Origin of the sequence: Burkholderia sp. AU38729 (assembly GCF_020419725.1) — a bacterium.
In the GTDB taxonomy this organism is placed as follows: domain Bacteria; phylum Pseudomonadota; class Gammaproteobacteria; order Burkholderiales; family Burkholderiaceae; genus Burkholderia.
Genome location: NZ_JAIZQO010000015.1, coordinates 148,795 through 165,159, shown reverse-complemented (window position 1 = coordinate 165,159; position 16,365 = coordinate 148,795). Strand labels below are relative to the sequence as shown.

General features: G+C 65.5%; 19 protein-coding genes and 2 tRNA genes. 13 read left to right on the top strand and 8 right to left on the bottom strand.

From position 1 onward, the window contains the following. Nucleotides 1-11 precede the first annotated feature (11 nt). Nucleotides 12-998 carry a Gfo/Idh/MocA family protein gene (locus tag LGM56_RS32350; protein WP_226207787.1) on the top strand — a complete coding sequence of 329 codons (987 nt, stop codon included), beginning with the start codon at nucleotides 12-14 and terminating at the stop codon, nucleotides 996-998. Nucleotides 999-1,050: 52 nt separating this feature from the next. Here LGM56_RS32350 and LGM56_RS32345 read toward each other — a convergent pair whose 3' ends face one another. The 7 genes from LGM56_RS32345 to LGM56_RS32315 all read right to left on the bottom strand — a co-directional run bounded on the left by LGM56_RS32345 (nucleotide 1,051) and on the right by LGM56_RS32315 (nucleotide 6,321). Beyond that, entirely contained in the window at nucleotides 1,051-1,743 is a 693-nt protein-coding gene (locus LGM56_RS32345) for an amino acid ABC transporter permease (RefSeq protein ID WP_006484207.1), read from the bottom strand. Between the two features lie 122 nt (nucleotides 1,744-1,865). After that, nucleotides 1,866-2,660, bottom strand: a complete 795-nt coding sequence (locus LGM56_RS32340) for a cystine ABC transporter substrate-binding protein (protein ID WP_039358847.1) — start codon at nucleotides 2,658-2,660, stop codon at nucleotides 1,866-1,868. Nucleotides 2,661-2,760: 100 nt separating this feature from the next. Then, nucleotides 2,761-3,798 (bottom strand): quinone-dependent dihydroorotate dehydrogenase, encoded by a 1,038-nt coding sequence (locus LGM56_RS32335; protein ID WP_089494763.1) that lies wholly within the window; start codon nucleotides 3,796-3,798, stop codon nucleotides 2,761-2,763. A 98-nt stretch (nucleotides 3,799-3,896) separates the two neighbouring features. Next, nucleotides 3,897-4,727, bottom strand: a complete 831-nt coding sequence (locus LGM56_RS32330) for an arginyltransferase (RefSeq protein WP_089425267.1) — start codon at nucleotides 4,725-4,727, stop codon at nucleotides 3,897-3,899. A 33-nt stretch (nucleotides 4,728-4,760) separates the two neighbouring features. Beyond that, on the bottom strand, nucleotides 4,761-5,525 hold the full coding sequence (gene aat, locus LGM56_RS32325) for a leucyl/phenylalanyl-tRNA--protein transferase (RefSeq protein WP_089494765.1): 765 nt from the start codon (nucleotides 5,523-5,525) through the stop codon (nucleotides 4,761-4,763). Between the two features lie 11 nt (nucleotides 5,526-5,536). After that, nucleotides 5,537-6,082 carry an NUDIX hydrolase gene (locus LGM56_RS32320; RefSeq protein WP_089425269.1) on the bottom strand — a complete coding sequence of 182 codons (546 nt, stop codon included), beginning with the start codon at nucleotides 6,080-6,082 and terminating at the stop codon, nucleotides 5,537-5,539. A gap of 162 nt (nucleotides 6,083-6,244) precedes the next feature. Further along, a tRNA-Met gene (locus tag LGM56_RS32315) sits at nucleotides 6,245-6,321 on the bottom strand. 197 nt (nucleotides 6,322-6,518) lie between these two features. Here LGM56_RS32315 and LGM56_RS32310 point away from each other — a divergent pair. Genes LGM56_RS32310 through LGM56_RS32300 form a run of 3 tightly spaced genes read left to right on the top strand, consistent with a single transcriptional unit; the run spans nucleotide 6,519 to nucleotide 8,544 of the window. After that, complete coding sequence (locus tag LGM56_RS32310; protein WP_124584177.1) at nucleotides 6,519-7,016, top strand: heme-degrading domain-containing protein; 498 nt, start codon at nucleotides 6,519-6,521, stop codon at nucleotides 7,014-7,016. Nucleotides 7,017-7,019: 3 nt separating this feature from the next. After that, complete coding sequence (locus LGM56_RS32305) at nucleotides 7,020-7,358, top strand: DMT family transporter (RefSeq protein WP_039358831.1); 339 nt, start codon at nucleotides 7,020-7,022, stop codon at nucleotides 7,356-7,358. Between the two features lie 31 nt (nucleotides 7,359-7,389). Further along, on the top strand, nucleotides 7,390-8,544 hold the full coding sequence (locus tag LGM56_RS32300) for an enoyl-CoA hydratase/isomerase family protein (protein WP_089494767.1): 1,155 nt from the start codon (nucleotides 7,390-7,392) through the stop codon (nucleotides 8,542-8,544). A gap of 118 nt (nucleotides 8,545-8,662) precedes the next feature. Here LGM56_RS32300 and LGM56_RS32295 read toward each other — a convergent pair whose 3' ends face one another. Further along, nucleotides 8,663-9,091: a hypothetical protein gene (locus LGM56_RS32295; protein ID WP_006484223.1), complete on the bottom strand. Its 429-nt coding sequence runs from the start codon at nucleotides 9,089-9,091 to the stop codon at nucleotides 8,663-8,665. A 340-nt stretch (nucleotides 9,092-9,431) separates the two neighbouring features. Between LGM56_RS32295 and ssuD the strand changes: the two genes are divergently transcribed. From ssuD to LGM56_RS32250, 9 genes are all read left to right on the top strand, one after another. Further along, the gene (gene ssuD / locus LGM56_RS32290) at nucleotides 9,432-10,589 is read left to right on the top strand and encodes an FMNH2-dependent alkanesulfonate monooxygenase (protein ID WP_059496210.1); all 1,158 of its coding nucleotides are present in this window, start codon (nucleotides 9,432-9,434) and stop codon (nucleotides 10,587-10,589) included. Between the two features lie 17 nt (nucleotides 10,590-10,606). Continuing rightward, the gene (ssuC, locus tag LGM56_RS32285; RefSeq protein WP_089439997.1) at nucleotides 10,607-11,419 is read left to right on the top strand and encodes an aliphatic sulfonate ABC transporter permease SsuC; all 813 of its coding nucleotides are present in this window, start codon (nucleotides 10,607-10,609) and stop codon (nucleotides 11,417-11,419) included. Beyond that, nucleotides 11,416-12,375, top strand: a complete 960-nt coding sequence (locus tag LGM56_RS32280) for an ATP-binding cassette domain-containing protein (RefSeq protein WP_226207786.1) — start codon at nucleotides 11,416-11,418, stop codon at nucleotides 12,373-12,375. The genes ssuC and LGM56_RS32280 overlap by 4 nt, the downstream gene beginning before the upstream one ends. A 57-nt stretch (nucleotides 12,376-12,432) precedes the next feature. Beyond that, nucleotides 12,433-12,648 (top strand): TOBE domain-containing protein, encoded by a 216-nt coding sequence (locus LGM56_RS32275; RefSeq protein ID WP_006476104.1) that lies wholly within the window; start codon nucleotides 12,433-12,435, stop codon nucleotides 12,646-12,648. Nucleotides 12,649-12,790: 142 nt separating this feature from the next. Further along, nucleotides 12,791-12,988 (top strand): hypothetical protein, encoded by a 198-nt coding sequence (locus tag LGM56_RS32270; protein WP_089425274.1) that lies wholly within the window; start codon nucleotides 12,791-12,793, stop codon nucleotides 12,986-12,988. Nucleotides 12,989-13,043: 55 nt separating this feature from the next. Beyond that, nucleotides 13,044-13,289 carry a hypothetical protein gene (locus LGM56_RS32265; RefSeq protein ID WP_089425275.1) on the top strand — a complete coding sequence of 82 codons (246 nt, stop codon included), beginning with the start codon at nucleotides 13,044-13,046 and terminating at the stop codon, nucleotides 13,287-13,289. A 130-nt stretch (nucleotides 13,290-13,419) separates the two neighbouring features. Continuing rightward, nucleotides 13,420-14,406 (top strand): tRNA dihydrouridine(20/20a) synthase DusA, encoded by a 987-nt coding sequence (gene dusA, locus LGM56_RS32260; RefSeq protein ID WP_235986660.1) that lies wholly within the window; start codon nucleotides 13,420-13,422, stop codon nucleotides 14,404-14,406. A 57-nt stretch (nucleotides 14,407-14,463) separates the two neighbouring features. Continuing rightward, nucleotides 14,464-14,539 (top strand) — tRNA-His (locus LGM56_RS32255). Nucleotides 14,540-15,364: 825 nt separating this feature from the next. Further along, complete coding sequence (locus LGM56_RS32250; RefSeq protein WP_226207785.1) at nucleotides 15,365-16,165, top strand: phosphatase PAP2 family protein; 801 nt, start codon at nucleotides 15,365-15,367, stop codon at nucleotides 16,163-16,165. The last annotated feature ends 200 nt before the right edge of the window (nucleotides 16,166-16,365 follow it).

The window sequence follows — 16,365 nt, the reverse complement described above, 5'->3', positions numbered from 1 at the left end:
GGAAGATCAGGATGAACGACAACGACCATCGCACGGTGCGCTTCGGCATCGTTGGCGCAGGCAGCATCGCGCGCCGTTTCGCGCAAAGCCTCGCGCACGTGCCGGGTGCCACGCTCGCCGGTGCCTGGGCCCGCCGCGCCGATGCCGCGGCAGACTTTTGCGATGCATACGGCGGTACGCCTGCCGCAAGCCTCGAAGCACTCCTCGCGAGCGATATCGACGCGGTCTACATCGCGACGCTCCATGACAGTCACGCGCAGTACACGCTGGCCGCGCTGGCTGCCGGCAAGGCCGTGCTGTGCGAAAAGCCCGCGACGCTGAACGCGGCGCAGCTCGACACCGTGCTGCGTGCGGCACGCGACGCCGGGCGGCTTTTCATGGAGGCGATGAAGCCGCCGTTCTTCCCGCTGTACCGTCAGTTACGTGCGCATCTGCATGACGATCCGATCGGCGAGATCCGGCTCGTGCGGGCAGGGTGCGCGTCGTCATCGGTGCCGGACGACCATGCCGTCTATCGTCTCGATCGCGCGGGCGGCGCACTGCTCGATATCGGGATCTACGAGGCGTTTCTCGCGGTCGACTGGCTCGGCGCCGCGCGCGACGTGCAGACGCTCGGCCGCGTCGGCGAGACGGGTGTCGATCTGTTCGCAAGCCTGAACAGCGTGCATGCGAACGGCGGGATCGCGCAGCTCTTTTGCGGGCTCGACGTGATGGGGCGCGGCGACGCGCTGATCGCCGCGGCCGGCGGCCACGTGACGATTCACGAGAAATGGTGGAACCCCGCGCGCGCGACGATTCGTTATGCGGACGGGCGCACCGTCGAACTCGACGCACCGGTCGACGGCGGCGGCCTGAACTACGAGACGGCGCACTTCTGCGACCTGCTGCGTGCGGGCCAGACCGAAAGCCCGATCATGACGCACGACCATTCGCGGCAGATGATCGCGATGACCGATGCCGCGCGAGCGGCGCTCGGCGTGCGTTATTCGGGCGAGTAAGCGGGAAGGCGGGAGCCGGGCGCGCGCGAGCGGCCCGGCGCGCGGCGTGCGCTCAGTGCCGCGACGGCAGCGACAGGCGCTTTTCGTACCAGCGCTGCACCCATTCGAGGATCTGGCACAGGATCCAGTACACGGCCGCGGCGGCGAGATAAAGCGGCAGCGGCTGATAGGTTGCCGCGATTACTTCCTGCGCGCTGCGCAGCAGTTCGGTCACGGTGATCACGGACACGAGCGACGTGTCCTTGATCAGGCTGATCAGGCTGTTCGACAGGCTCGGCACCGCGATGCGCAGCGCCTGCGGGCCGATCACGTAGCGCAGCGTCTGCCCCCACGACAACCCGAGGCTGTACGCGGCGAGCCATTGGCCGCGCGCGATCCCGTTGATCGCGCCGCGCATGCTTTCCGACATGTAGGCCGCGACGTTCGCGGACAGCGCGATGACGCCGGCGGGCGTCGGGTCGAGCGAGATGCCGAGGCTCGGCAGCCCGTAGTAGATGACGAAGATCTGCACGAGCAGCGGCGTGCCGCGCATCAGGCTCACGTACGCGCGTGCCAGCCACGCGAGCGCGTTGACCCAGATGCGTTCGAAACCGTCGAGCGCTTCGCTTTGCCGGATGCCCATCATCGCGAGCACGACGGCGCCAAGCAGGCCGAACACCATCGACAGCACGGCGAACTTGACGGTCAGAACGGCGCCCTGGGCGAGCACCGGCAGCGATTGGACGAGCAGGGACGTTGTCGACATGGAATACGAATCGAATGCGTGCGCGAAAGCGCAATCATAAACCGGACGCATAAAACAAAGGGCGGCATCGTGACGGATGCCGCCCTTTCCGGCCCGCCGTCAGGCGGGAAATGCAGGCGTGCTTACTTGATCGGCTTCGTCACGTCGATGCCGAACCACTTGTCCGAGATCTTCGTGAAGGTGCCGTCGGCCTCGAGTTGCGCCATCGCGTCGTCGATCGCCTTCTGGAACTTCGGGTTGCCCTTCTTGAACGGGATGCCCGACGGGTTCGCCGAACCGACGTTCGCGCCCGGGCGCAGCGGCAGTTGCGAGTTCTTCGTCAGGTACGCGAGCATCAGGCGGTCGTTGAGTGCCGCATCGAGACGGCCGGCCGCGAGATCGCGCAGGTACTCGGGCGCGCCCGGGTACGTCTTCACGTCGATGCCCGGCACCGACTTCGCCATGTCCATGTAGTTCGTGCCGAGCGCGACGCCGAGCTTCTTGCCCTTCAGGTCTTCCAGCGACTTGAAGTCACGCGTGTCGTCCTTGCGCTGGATCAGCTGCGCGGACGAGTACGTGTACGCCGGCGAGAAGTCGAGCGTTTCCTTGCGCTTGTCGGTGATGCCGACCTGGTTGGCGATCACGTCGAACTTGCCGGCCTGCAGGCCCGCGATGATGCCGCTCCATTCGGTCGTCACGAATTCGGCCTTCACGCCGAGCTTCGCGGCCACGGCCTTCGCGATGTCGACGTCGAAGCCGACGAGTTCGCCTTGCGGGTTCTTCGAGTTGAACGGCGGGAACGTGCCTTCCAGGCCGACCCGCAGCGTGCCGCGTTGTTTCACCTGGTCGAGGAGGTCGGCCGCATGCGCGGTGGCAGCGGCGAACGACGTGCCGATCAGGCCGGCAACCAGCAGCTTCTTCAGCAGCGCAATCTTCATCGTGTGTTTCCTTGCCCTGTCCGGGTCATTGATTCTGATAACGGGGTCGATGATAGCAAAAATGCAATCGACTTTTAAATATCGTTTGTTTATGCCTATATTACGCGGAGCGTTCGCGGGCGACGGCCTTCACGCATTCCGCGACGAGCGCGGGACCGCGGTAGATGAACCCCGTATAGAGCTGCACCAGCGCCGCGCCGGCCGCGAGCTTCGCGCGGGCATCCTCGCCCGAGAAAATACCGCCGACACCGATGATCGGCACATCGCTGCCGACTTCGGCGTGCAGCTTGCGGATCACTTCGTTCGACGCGTCGAACACGGGGCGGCCGGACAGGCCGCCGGCTTCGTCCGCATGCGGCAGGCCCTGGACGGCCGCGCGCGACAGCGTCGTGTTGGTGGCGATGACCGCCTCGATCTTGTGGCGCAGCAGCGTGTCGCCGATTTCCTTGACCTGTTCGTCGTCGAGATCGGGCGCGATCTTCAGCGCGAGCGGCACGAGCTTGCCGTGCAGGTCGGCGAGGCGCTGCTGCTTGTCCTTCAGCGCCGCGAGCAGTGCGTCGAGCTCGCCCGCACCCTGCAACTGGCGCAGGTTCTTGGTGTTCGGCGACGAGATGTTGATCGTCACGTAGCTCGCGAACGGGTACACGCGTTCGAGGCAGTACAGGTAGTCCTCCGCGGCGCGCTCGATCGGCGTATCGGCGTTCTTGCCGATGTTCAGGCCGAGGATGCCGCGATAGCGGGCAGCCTGGACGTTCTTCACGAACTGGTCGACGCCGTGGTTGTTGAAGCCCATCCGGTTGATCAGTGCTTCGGCCTGCGGCAGGCGGAACATCCGCGGGCGCGGGTTGCCGGGCTGCGGGCGCGGCGTGACCGTCCCGACCTCGATGAAGCCGAAGCCGAGCGCCGCGAGGCCGTCGATGGCCGCGCCATCCTTGTCGAGGCCGGCCGCGAGGCCGACCGGGTTGCGGAACGTGAGCCCCATCACGGTGCGCGGCGCGTCGGGCACGCGGGCCGACAGCGCGCAGGCAAGGCCCGTGCGGCCGGCCGCGCCGAGCGCGCGTAGCGTGAGGTGGTGAGCGTCTTCCGCATCCATCTTGAACAGGGATGCGCGGGCCAGCGGATAAAGGGAACTGAACACGGGAATAGGGCGGACAGCCGGAATGAATGACAACCCGCTATTTTACCGGGAGTTGGGCGGCAGGGGCGCGCTTCGCTTCGTCACCCCCGCGGCGCGCGTCAGCCCGAGCCGGAATGCCCGCCCGGCAACGGCGCACGGGCCAGTGCCGCGTCGACGGGCGGCAGGTCGATCCGTTCCGGATCGAGTATCTTCCAGCGGCCGTCGATCAGCCCTTCGAGCGGGTGGAAGTTCGCCTTGTAGGCCATCTTCGGGCTCTCGCGGATCCAGTAGCCGAGGTACACGTAGGGCAGGCCGAGGCTCTTCGCCTGCTCGATCTGCCACAGGATGTTGTAGGTGCCGTAGCTCGTGTGCCGGTCGTCGGGCTCGAAGAACGTGTAGACGGACGACAGCCCGTCGCCGAGGATGTCGATCATGCTGACCATGCGCAGCTTCCCGGGCTCGCCGCCCGGGGCATCGAGGTCGCGGAATTCGACGAGGCGCGAGTTGATCCGGCTCTGCAGCAGGAATTGCTCGTACTGGTCGCGGCTGTCGCGATCCATGCCGCCGCCCGCGTGGCGCGCGGACTGGTAGCGCATGTAGAGCGCGTAGTGCTCTTCGTCGTAGTGCAGCGGCGAAACCGTCGCGACGAGCGTGCGATGCCGCTTCCACATCCGGCGCTGCGTACGCGACGGCGCGAACGCGGCGACGGGGACGCGCACCGGCACGCAGGCACGGCAGCCGTCGCAGTACGGACGATACGTGAAGACGCCCGAGCGCCGGAAGCCGGCCTTCACGAGCTCGGTGTAGATGTCGGAGTTGATCAGGTGGCTCGGCGTCGCGACTTGCGAGCGCGCGACGCGGCCGTCCAGATAGCTGCACGGATAGGGCGCCGTTGCATAGAATTGCAGCGCCGAAAGCGGTGAAAGCGGCAGCTCAGTCGGGTGAGTCATGGGCAGCTCTCGTTGCAGGGAGGGAGTGCCGCGCTAGCGCTCGATCCCGGAGGGGGCCGCCGTTTCGGCGCGGCCCGTCAGCGCGGCGAGCACGCGCTTGTCGAACTGCCACGGAATCGGCGGTTCGGCTACCGCGCTGCGCACGTGAGCGACAAAGGCCTTGCGTGCGATCTCGCGGCCGCCGAGCGACGCTAGATGCGACGTATTCTGCTGGCAGTCTATCATTTCCAGCCCCTGCTCGCGAAGGTGCGCGACGAGCGCGGCCAGCGCGATTTTCGACGCATCGGTCGCGTCCGCGTACATCGATTCGCCGAAAAACATCCGCCCGAACGACACGCCGTACAGGCCGCCGACGCGCCGCCCGTCGTGCCACGTCTCGATGCTGTGCGCGTTGCCGGAGCGGTAGAGCGACGTGTAAGCGTCGATGATCTCGGCCGTGATCCACGTGCCGCGCTGCCCGCGCCGCGGCGCCTGCGCGCACGCGCGCATCACGCCCGGGAAATCGTGGTCGACGCGCACTTCCCAGTCGGGCTCGCGCAGCACGCGCTTCAGCGTCTTGCGCAGCGAAGGCGACACCTTGAATTCGGCCGGCACGAGGATCATGCGCGGGTCGGGGCTCCACCACAGCACGGGCTGGCCGTCCGAATACCACGGGAAGATGCCGCGCAGGTACGCGTCGATGAGGCGCGAGGGCAGCAGGTCGGCGCTCGCGGCGAGCAGGCCGGGCGCGCCGGTCGCGGGACCGAGCGCGCGTTCGATGGGCGGAAACGGATCGTCCGGGCCGAGCCAGGGGACCATGGGGCGGGGGCTCAGCCGTTGCGCAGCGAGCGGAAGATATCGCCGGTGTGCACGCCGTAGTCGCCCGCGGCGCGATCGGCGAAGAAGAACCGCAGGGTCTGGCTGACGGTCGGGAACGCGATTTCGTCCCACGGGATGTCGGCTTCGTCGAACAGCTTCACTTCGAGGCTTTCCTCGCCGGCCTCGAACGCCGGATCGGTGAGCCGCGCGAGGTAGAACAGGTGGACCTGGTGCACGTGCGGCACGTTGAGCAGCGTGAACAGGTTCTGCACCTCGACGCGCGCGCCGGCTTCCTCGAGCGTTTCGCGCGCGGCGGCTTCGGCCGTCGTCTCGCCCATTTCCATGAAGCCCGCGGGCAGCGTCCAGAACCCGTAGCGCGGTTCGATCGCGCGGCGGCACAGCAGGATCTGATCGCCCCAGACCGGAACCGTGCCGACGACGTTGCGCGGATTCTGGTAGTGGATCGTGCCGCAGTGATCGCAGATGAAGCGCTCGCGGTTGTCGCCCGGAGGAATGCGCGCGATGACTTCGTGACCGCAGACGGAGCAGAATTTCATGTCGAGTGGAAGGGACGAGGTGATGCGAGTGTATCACCGGGGCGCGGCATTCTTGAACGCCTGCGCGTGCAGGCCGCGTGTCGCGCGAAGCGGGACGAGGCGTGCGGCGGAAAAACAAAAAGCCCGGCGCGGAGCCGGGCTTTTTGCGTAATTCTGGACGGTTGGTTGCGGGGGTAGGATTTGAACCTACGACCTTCGGGTTATGAGCCCGACGAGCTGCCAGACTGCTCCACCCCGCGTCCGTCGAAGAAATGAATTATAAGGAGTAACCCGAATGCGTGCAAGCGTTTTCTGACAATTTCTTGTCGCTGCTTGTGGGGCCGGTACGGCGGGTGCGTGCGCTAGAATCGAGCGGTTTGTTTCGTTTCTTCGGCAGCGGGGCCGCGCGCGATCGCTTCGGCGCTGTTGCGACTCTCATTACTGTATCGACGGATTCATGGATATCGCTCACGATCTGCAATCGATCGGCGCGCAGGAACAGGCGCTCGTATTTCCCCAATTCGACGCGGCCCGCGCATGGGCGCTCGGCAACCGGATGCACGCGCTCGCGACGTCGCGTGGCCATGCGATCGCGATCGACATCGTCACGTTCGGCCAGCCGCTGTTTTACGCAGCGCTCGCTGGCGCCACGCCCGACAATGCCGACTGGGTACGCCGCAAGCGCAACGTCGTCGCCCATTTCCGCCGCAGCTCGTACGCGATCGGCCTGCGCATGCAGCAGGCCGGTGCGACGCTCGCCGACAAGCACGGGCTGCCGATCGCCGAATATTCGCCGCACGGCGGCTCGTTCCCGCTGACCGTCGCCGGTGCCGGCGTGATCGGCTCGATCACCGCGTCGGGGCTGCCGCAGCGCGCGGACCACGAATTCGTCGTCGAGGCGCTGTGTGCCGAGCTCGGCCACGACTACGCCGTGCTGGCCCTCGCAAGGAGCTGAGCGATGCAGCTTCCCGGTTACGCCTGGCTCGCGATCGCGATCGTCGCGGAAGTGATCGGCACGTCGGCGCTGCGCGCGGCGGACGGCTTCACGCGCCTCTGGCCGTCGTTGCTGGTCGTGGCCGGTTATGGCATCGCGTTCTACTGCCTGTCGATCACGTTGCGCACGATGCCCGTCGGCATCATCTATGCCGTCTGGTCGGGCGCGGGCATCGTGCTGATCACGCTCGTTGCGATGCTGCTCTATCGCCAGGTGCCGGACCTGCCGGCCGTGATTGGCCTCGGCCTGATCATCGCCGGCGTCGTGGTGCTGAACCTGTTCTCGAAGATGCAGGCGCACTGAGCGTGCGACTGCCATTTGCCGGATGACTCTCATGACCGATTCCTCTCCCGCTGCCGTTTCCGCCGAATCCACTCAGCCCGACGTGCGCGCGACTGTCGCGAACCGCATCGGCTTTCTCGAACTGAACCGGCCGAAGGCGCTGAACGCGCTGTCGGTCGGCATGATCCGGCTGATGCAGCAGGCGCTCGACGCGTGGCGCGACGATCCGGAGGTCGTCGCCGTCGTCGTGTACAGCCCGCATCCGCGTGCGTTCTGCGCGGGCGGTGACGTGCGCTTCTTCCACGATGCGTGGCAGCGAGGCGACCGCGATGCGGTCGACACGTTCTTCACCGAGGAGTACACGCTCAACCACACGATCTTCACCTATCCGAAGCCTTATATCGCGCTGATGCACGGCGTCGTGATGGGCGGCGGCATGGGGATTTCGCAGGCGGCGCGGCATACGGGCGGCTTGCGGGTCGTGACCGACTCGACGAAGATGGCGATGCCGGAAACCCGTATCGGCCTGTTCCCGGACGTCGGGATGAGCTGGTTCCTCGCGCGCACGCCCGGCGCGCTCGGCCGCTATCTCGCCGTGACCGGCGCGACGCTCGACGCGGCCGGCGCGCTGTACGCGCAGCTCGCCGACGTTTATCTGCCCGATGCCGCAGTGCCGGCGCTGCTCGATACGCTGCGCAGCGCGCGCATCGACAGCGGCGCGCAGGCAGTCGCGTGCGTGGCCGACGCGGCGGCCGCACACAAGGTCGTGCCGACGCCCGACACGTCGGCGCTGGCCGACGCGCGTGCCGGGATCGACCGGCATTTCGCGCAGCCGGACATCGGCGCGATCCTCGCGTCGCTCGACGCCGAGCCGGATTGCGCGGCCGTCGACGGATGGGCCGAGAAGGCGACTCACGCGATGCGCGAACAGTTGTCGCCGCTGTCGATGGCCGTCTCGCTGGAAGTCGTCGAACGTGCACGTGGCGCAACGATGGCCGATTGCCTGCGGCGCGATCTCGATCTCACGCGCTCGACGTTCGCGCGCGGCGACGTGATCGAAGGCGTGCGTGCACTGATCGTCGACAAGGACCACCAGCCGGCCTGGCGTTTCAAGTCGTCCGCCGATATCGACCGCACGGACGTGCTCGCGATGTTCGACAGCCCGTGGACGCCGGACACGCATCCGCTGCGGAAGCTGCAGGACTGACGTCGGTCGGACTGGCCGAAGCGCGCGCTGGAAACGACAAGGCCGCCTGCACGTGCAGGCGGCCTTTTGCATGGGTGTCGACCGGTGGGTGGCGAAGGGCGTAGTGCTTGCCGCCGCGTTATTCGTCGCCTGCGTCGTCCGACATGAACGCGCGCATGAACACGAGTGCGCCGAAGCCCCATACCGCGTTCGCGGCGAAGCCGGCCGCGAGCACGGGCATCATGTTGCCCGACGGCCAGATGCCGCGCAGCGGATCGATCGCGAACACGCGGGCGGCCGTCAGCACGATGCCGCCGAACACCAGCGCGCCGATCCACGAGGCCTCGCGCTCCGGCGAGACGCGCAGCAGCCACGCCATCGGGATCGCGCAGCACGCGCTGATCAGCGCATTCGCGACAAATTCAGGAATGCCGAGCGGCGCGAACGGCTGCGTGGAGAAGCCGGTTGCGGCGATCAGGTCGGCCGTATGAAGGAGGGCGAGCGTCGCTTCGCGGAAGAACAGGGCGGCCAGGAAGCCGGACAGGAATGGCAGGATGACTTTCTGCATCGATGAGTGCACCGCGGGCGCGCACGGCCGGGGCCGTCCGCGCGGAGTTATTCGGATAGGTGCGCCATTATAGGGCCCGCCCGCCGCGATATTCGCTCCAGCGTCGTGCTAATCACGAAAGCGGAAAACCTAAGCTCAAAAAAATCGTTCCAAAGCCCTGCACCGATCCCTAGACTGATTTCCCAGAAACAGCCGTGCAATCGCGTCCTCGCCCGCTGCACGGCCTGACCGGCGAGCCATCCCGATTCGAACGCACACCATGCATGCGCCGCGCATCCGCGACGCGAGCAGGGAGGTGTTTTTTCAAATTCCGGCAAGGACAGTCAAGCAGGAGCAGCAGATGAATGTGTTCTGGTTTATCCCCACGCACGGCGACAGCCGCTACCTCGGTACGGCCGAAGGTGCGCGCGCCGCGGATTACGATTACTTCAAGCAGGTCGCGGTAGCGGCCGATACGCTCGGCTACGAGGGCGTGCTGCTGCCGACCGGCCGTTCCTGCGAGGATGCGTGGGTCGTTGCGTCGAGCCTCATCCCGGCGACGCAGCGCCTGAAATTCCTGGTCGCGATCCGTCCCGGCATCGCATCGCCGGGGCTGTCGGCGCGGATGGCCGCGACGTTCGACCGCCTGTCGGGCGGCCGCCTGCTGATCAACGTCGTGACGGGCGGCGATGCCGCCGAGCTCGAAGGCGACGGCCTGTTCGCGGATCACGACACGCGCTACGAAATCACCGACGACTTCCTGAACATCTGGCGCGGGCTGCTGTCCGCGTCGCACGACAACGGCGGGTTCGACTACATCGGCAAGCATCTGCAGTCGAAGGGCGGCAAGGCACTGTATCCGCCCGTGCAGCGTCCGCATCCGCCGCTGTGGTTCGGCGGCTCGTCGCCGGCTGCGCACCAGATCGCGGCCGATCACATCGACACCTACCTGACCTGGGGCGAGCCGCCCGAGGCCGTCGCGAAGAAGATCGCCGATATTCGCGCCCGCGCCGAGGCGCGCGGCCGCAAGATCAAGTTCGGCATTCGTCTGCACGTGATCGTGCGCGAGACCGAGGACGAAGCATGGCGCGACGCCGAGCGCCTGATCAGCCGCCTCGACGACGAAACCATCGCACGCGCGCAGAAGGCGTTCGCGAACATGGATTCGGAAGGCCAGCGCCGGATGGCCGCGCTGCACGGCGGCAAGCGCGGCGGCCGCGAGGCGCTCGAGGTGTACCCGAACCTGTGGGCCGGCGTCGGCCTCGTGCGCGGCGGCGCGGGCACCGCACTCGTCGGCAACCCGGAGCAGGTCGCCGAGCGCATGCGCGAATACGCGGATCTCGGCATCGAGACCTTCATCCTGTCCGGCTATCCGCACCTGGAGGAGTCGTACCGTTTCGCGGAACTCGTATTCCCGCTGATCAAGGGCAACGGCGCGGCGAAGGCGACCGGCCCGCTGTCGGGCCCGTTCGGCGAAATCGTCGGCAACAGCTATCTGCCGAAAGCGGCCCAGAGCTGAGCGACAGGAGGCCTGCGATGACAACGAAAACGTCGACGACGGCCGCGGCCGTGGCCGCCCGCGCGTGGCGCGGCGTCGCGCCGTGGCTCGTGCCGCTCGCGCTGCTGGCGGCATGGGAAGTGGGCGCGCGCATCGGCTGGCTGTCGACCCGCGTGCTGCCCGAACCCGTGGCGGTCGTGCGAGCGGCCTGGTCGCTCGTGACGTCGGGTGAAATGTGGGCGAACGTGAAGGTCAGCACGTGGCGCGCGCTGTTCGGTTTCGCGATCGGCGGCGGCGTCGGCCTCGCGCTGGGGCTCGCGACCGGCTTGTCGAAGGCGGCCGAGGTCGCGCTCGATTCGACGATCCAGATGATCCGCAACATCCCGGCGCTCGCGATGATTCCGCTCGTGATCCTGTGGTTCGGCATCGACGAGAAGGCGAAGCTGTTCCTCGTTGCGCTCGGGGTGTTCTTCCCGGTCTACATCAACACGTATCACGGGATCCGCTCGGTCGACGCAAACCTGATCGAGATGGCGAAGAGCTACGGCGTACGCGGCTTTGCGCTGTACCGCGACGTGATCCTGCCTGGTGCGTTGCCGTCGATTCTCGTCGGCGTGCGCTTTGCGCTCGGGCTGATGTGGGTGATGCTGATCGTCGCGGAAACGATCTCCGCGCAGTCGGGCATCGGCTACATGACGATGAACGCGCGTGAATTCCTGCAAACCGACGTGGTGGTGGTCGGCATCCTGCTGTACGCGGTGCTCGGCAAGCTGGCCGACGTGCTGGCGAAATGGCTCGAGCGCGTGACGCTGCGCTGGCACCCCGCTTATCAATCAGGAGCAAAGGCATGAATGCGACGACTTCGGCGGCCGCCTACGGCCCGCTTGCCGGCGCAGACCTCGAGGCCGAACTGGTGCAGGCGCGTGTCGCGGACGGTGACGCGCGGGACGCAGCGGTTCTCGAACGTGACGCCAGTGCATCCGTCGTTCCGCTCGCGCGGCGACGGCCGGGAAGCCCGGCACCGGACGATGCGGTGACGCTGTCGGGCGTCAGCAAGCGCTTCGGGGCGCGCACGGTGCTCGACAACGTCGAGCTCGGCATCGCGCGCGGCAGCTTCGTCGCAATCGTCGGCCGCAGCGGCTGCGGGAAATCGACGCTGCTGCGTCTCGTCGCGGGACTGGAGCAGCCGAGCAGCGGCACGCTCGAAACGCGCGGCGAGGGCGGCGGCGAACTCGATACGCGGATCATGTACCAGGATGCGCGCCTGCTGCCGTGGAAGACCGTGCTGCAGAACGTGATGCTGGGCCTCGGACGCGGCGCGCGCGACCAGGCACGCGCGGTGCTCGATGAAGTCGGCCTGCTGGAACGCGCGAACGACTGGCCCGCGCAACTGTCGGGCGGCCAGCGGCAGCGTGTCGCGCTGGCCCGTGCGCTCGTGCACCGGCCCCAACTGCTGTTGCTCGACGAGCCGCTCGGCGCGCTCGATGCGCTGACCCGTATCGAGATGCATGCGCTGATCGAGCGGTTGTGGCGCGAGCATCGATTTACCGCGCTCCTCGTTACGCACGACGTGCAGGAGGCCGTCGCGCTCGGCGACCGCATCCTGCTCATCGAGCAGGGGCGGGTGGCGCTGGATCAGCCGGTGCCGCTCGACCGGCCGCGCGCCCGCGCGTCGGCTGCGTTTGCGGCGCTCGAGGATCGCGTGCTGAAACGCGTGCTCGCCGGCGGGCCCGGTGCGGCCGACCACGACGCACCGCATGAGGCAGACAACGTTCGACCGGTCGGGCAGATCCGCTGGGCCGTTTAATTCCGGGCGGCAGCGGCCGCCCGTTCTGAGATCTTTTTCTTCGGAGCGATCAACCTGATGAGCATCACTGCAATCAACGTACGTAACCAGTTCAAGGGCAAGGTCAAGGAGATCATTCGCGGATCGGTGGTCTCCGAGGTCGACGTCGAGACGCCGTTCGGCATCGTCACGTCGGTGATCACGACCCGTTCGGTTGACGAACTCGAACTGAAGGTGGGCGCGGAAGTCGTCGCGCTCGTGAAATCGACCGAAGTATCGATCGCGCGCCTCTGAGCCCGCGTGTGCTGCACCGGCGCGGCGCCGCGGGCAACCTGCCCGTTGGCGCCGCCCGGCATCGGCGCAGCGCGTTTGCCTTGGTATTCGATGTCCGGACGAAGTGCTAGGATGGAGCGACACCGATGCCGGAGGCCAACGCATGACCCCCATCCTTTCCCCCGAAGCCATCGAGGCGCTGAAATGGATCGACCAGTTCGGTGAAAGCCGGCCGGTTCCCGCCGTGTTCGACGACGTCGTCTACGCGTTGCTGAACGAGGGGCTGATCTACCAGGCGGCGGCCGACCGGGTCGACCTGACGGCCGATGGCAAATCCTTTTTATCCGACGAATACGATTGAGCGCACGGCGCCGGCCGCCCGGGCGGTCTGGCGCTGCGTCGCCACGGAGCGTGCGATGGAACCGAGAGGCAGCGACCTCGGCGATTTCAGCGAGCCGTACCGCGGCTTCGAGATCGAGGTGAAGACCGAGCAGGTCTGGGACGGCGAGCATGCGCATTACCGCGTGCTGCAGGGCGACGCGGTGCGGATCGACTGGCGGCTCGTCAAGGTCGACGGGATGCTGCTGACCGAACGGCGCGTGATCGAGCGCGTGCTCGACGAGGCCCGGCGGGCGGTCGATGCTGAGCTGGGCGAGGGGTAGCACGCGTGCCGGGCAGGCACAGCCCGTGTTGCGGTAAAATACCGGGTTGTTTCCGCGCCGCCTGGCCTGTTGCCCGAAATCCATGTCCGTACCGTCTTCACTTCCTCCCCGCCGCGTATCCGTCGCGCCCATGCTCGACTGGACCGACCGGCATTGCCGCTCGTTCCACCGTACGCTGACGCGCGACACGTGGCTGTATACGGAGATGATCACGACGGGCGCGCTGCTGTTCGGCGATGCCCAGCGGCATCTCGCGTTCACGCCGAACGAATCGCCGGTCGCGCTGCAACTGGGCGGCAGCGAGCGCGACGATCTCGCGCGCGCGGCGAAGCTCGGCGAGCAGTGGGGCTATGACGAAATCAACCTGAATTGCGGATGCCCGTCCGAGCGCGTGCAGCGCGGTGCGTTCGGCGCGTGCCTGATGAACGAGCCGCAACTCGTTGCCGACTGCGTGAAGGCGATGCGCGATGCGGTGTCGGTACCGGTTACGGTCAAGCACCGGATCGGGGTCGATGCGGTCGAGGACTACGCGTTCGTGCGCGACTTCGTCGGCACGGTGGCCGAGGCTGGCTGCGAAACGTTCGTCGTGCATGCGCGCAATGCGATCCTGAAGGGGCTGTCGCCGAAGGAGAATCGTGAGATCCCGCCGCTCAAGTACGACTATGCGTATCAGCTGAAGCGCGATTTTCCGTCGCTCGAGATCGTCATCAACGGCGGTATCACGACCCTCGACGAGGTAGCGCAGCATCTCGAGCATGTCGATGGCGTGATGCTTGGCCGTGAGGCGTATCACAACCCGTACGTGCTCGCCGAGGTGGATACGCGCTTCTACGGGTCGACCGCCGCGGTGCCGACGCGCGAAGAGGCCGAGGCGAAGCTGATCGAATACTGCGCGGCCGAACTGAAGCGCGGGACCTACCTCGGCGCGATCGTGCGGCACGCGCTCGGACTGTATCGCGGCATGCCCGGTGCACGCGGCTGGCGTCGTGTGCTGTCCGACAACAAGAAGCTCGCCCGAGCTGATCTGGCCGTGTTCGACGAGGCGCGCGCGCATCTGAACGAGGCCGAAGAAATTTTTGAAAAAAAAGCTTTGCAAGATTCAAAAGTGTTCGTATAATCTTGTTCTTCGCTGCTGAAACACAAAAGCAGCGAAGAACAAAAAGCAGTAACAGTGGTGGCTGTAGCTCAGTTGGTAGAGTCCAGGATTGTGATTCCTGTCGTCGTGGGTTCGAGTCCCATCAGCCACCCCACAGAATTCCAAGCGGTATCAAGTTGTTAAAAACGGCACTGTCCCAAAAGACAGTGCCGTTTTTGTTTTGGCATTCCACAAAATGGAATTCCAAGCGCTTTCCGATTTTGTTTCGGTCGTACGCCCGTGCGGTTGTCGCGGGGTTCGCATGCAGGTCGGGCAGGGCGCCGCGCTCGCTCTGATGTTGGGTGCGTAATATGCACGCAAGTCATGGAATGCGAATCGACCGGCAATGACCTTCGCCTCGATCGTTTCGCTCATCAACTTCCCTCGGCATCCCTTGAATCCGTCGCGCGTGTAGTGCGTGCCGCGCCTCGGCGTGAACACGGACAGGCATTTCTTCGTGCCGAATCGCCTCCAACCGACCGGGGCGTGCCGCGAGCGTTGGCATGATTTCGAACGGCTCGATTACCTTGCGGCGCATCTTCCGGCATTGCATTGCGCGCTTCACGCGAGTGTCGACCGGCTAAGCGAGTGCCTTCGATCGACACAAGGCGGTCGAGACGCGGAAACGCCCCTTCAACGGCGGAAATACCGCAACCACCTCCGCCATGAGCGCTCGTTCCCGCGATGACTGATTTGGCTGGCCTATGACAAACGCCCAGTGTAATTTTTTGCCGGGCGTGATTGAATATGTGCTGACAGGACGGATACACCGTCAATAAAAAGCATGGCCGGGGAAAATATGAGAACGAGAGTATTGGGGGCGTTTGCGATTGCTTGGATACTGACGGGTGTCATGTTTGCTGTCGATTTCGCGACCATGGGCCGATTTGGGCTGTCCCTCATTCACGAGTGGTATCCGCAATCGGTCGAGACGTGCGTCATGACGCTACTGATCTGCGGTGTCTTGGTCGGCATCGGACGTATCCCGCGCTATCGGGAAATTGCCGAAAAATTTCGCTGTCGGGATATCGCGCTCTCGGTCCTTTGCTTTCGAACCGTCACGATGAATGCGCAGGCGGCAGTGATTGCGACGTATATCGGGGCGGCCGTCAACCGTCCCGAGATCCAGGGTGCGCTTCTGGCGTGGGAGCAATCGTTCGGATTCGATTGGTTGAAAAGCTACCAATGGGTCGTACGTTACGAGGTTATTCAGCAAGTACTTTTGTTCGCATATAAAACCATTTCGTATCAGATGGTTCTGTTGTGTTTTTTATTCGGACTGTTGCGCCGAAAGCAAGAGCTTTGCGAGATGATGCTGATATTCGTGATTTCGCTGATATTCGTCGTTGCGATTTCGACGTGGTATCCGGCGGCGAGTGCATTCCCGTACTTCGGTATTATCGACTCCGGTCCGGCGTCTCACCTTTCTGATTATTTCAGTGCGAGAAGTGGGGCGCCCATGGTGATGAATCCCATGGCGATGCAGGGAATCGTTTCGTTACCGTCATTTCATGCAGTCGTCGCGGTAATGTTGATCTACGTCACACGTAATCTTCGCTTCATTTTTCCCGTCGCGCTCGCGCTCAATTCGGTCATGCTGGCATCGACGTTCTCGGTTGGTGGCCATTACCTGGCAGATATCGGTGCCGGCGTGATCGTGGGCATTGTGACGATAGGGTTGGTGCGTCGCTGGTTCTTGGGGTATGAAATCGCGCGGCGACCGATCCTGACGGGACGCTGAATCAACCTTTCCACCGTCCGCATGCTTACTCGACGCGCTGAAAGCGCAAGCCTGCGGCCCAGACAATGGAACGGGAAACAGACTCAAGGAGCAAGGTCATGGCTGAGACGACTTCCAGGGGGTGTTTTATTCGCTCGCTGGAGTTGCTTCCGCCGTGCCCCTGCTGATCTTGTCGTGGCTTCTGTTGGATCCTGGTGACT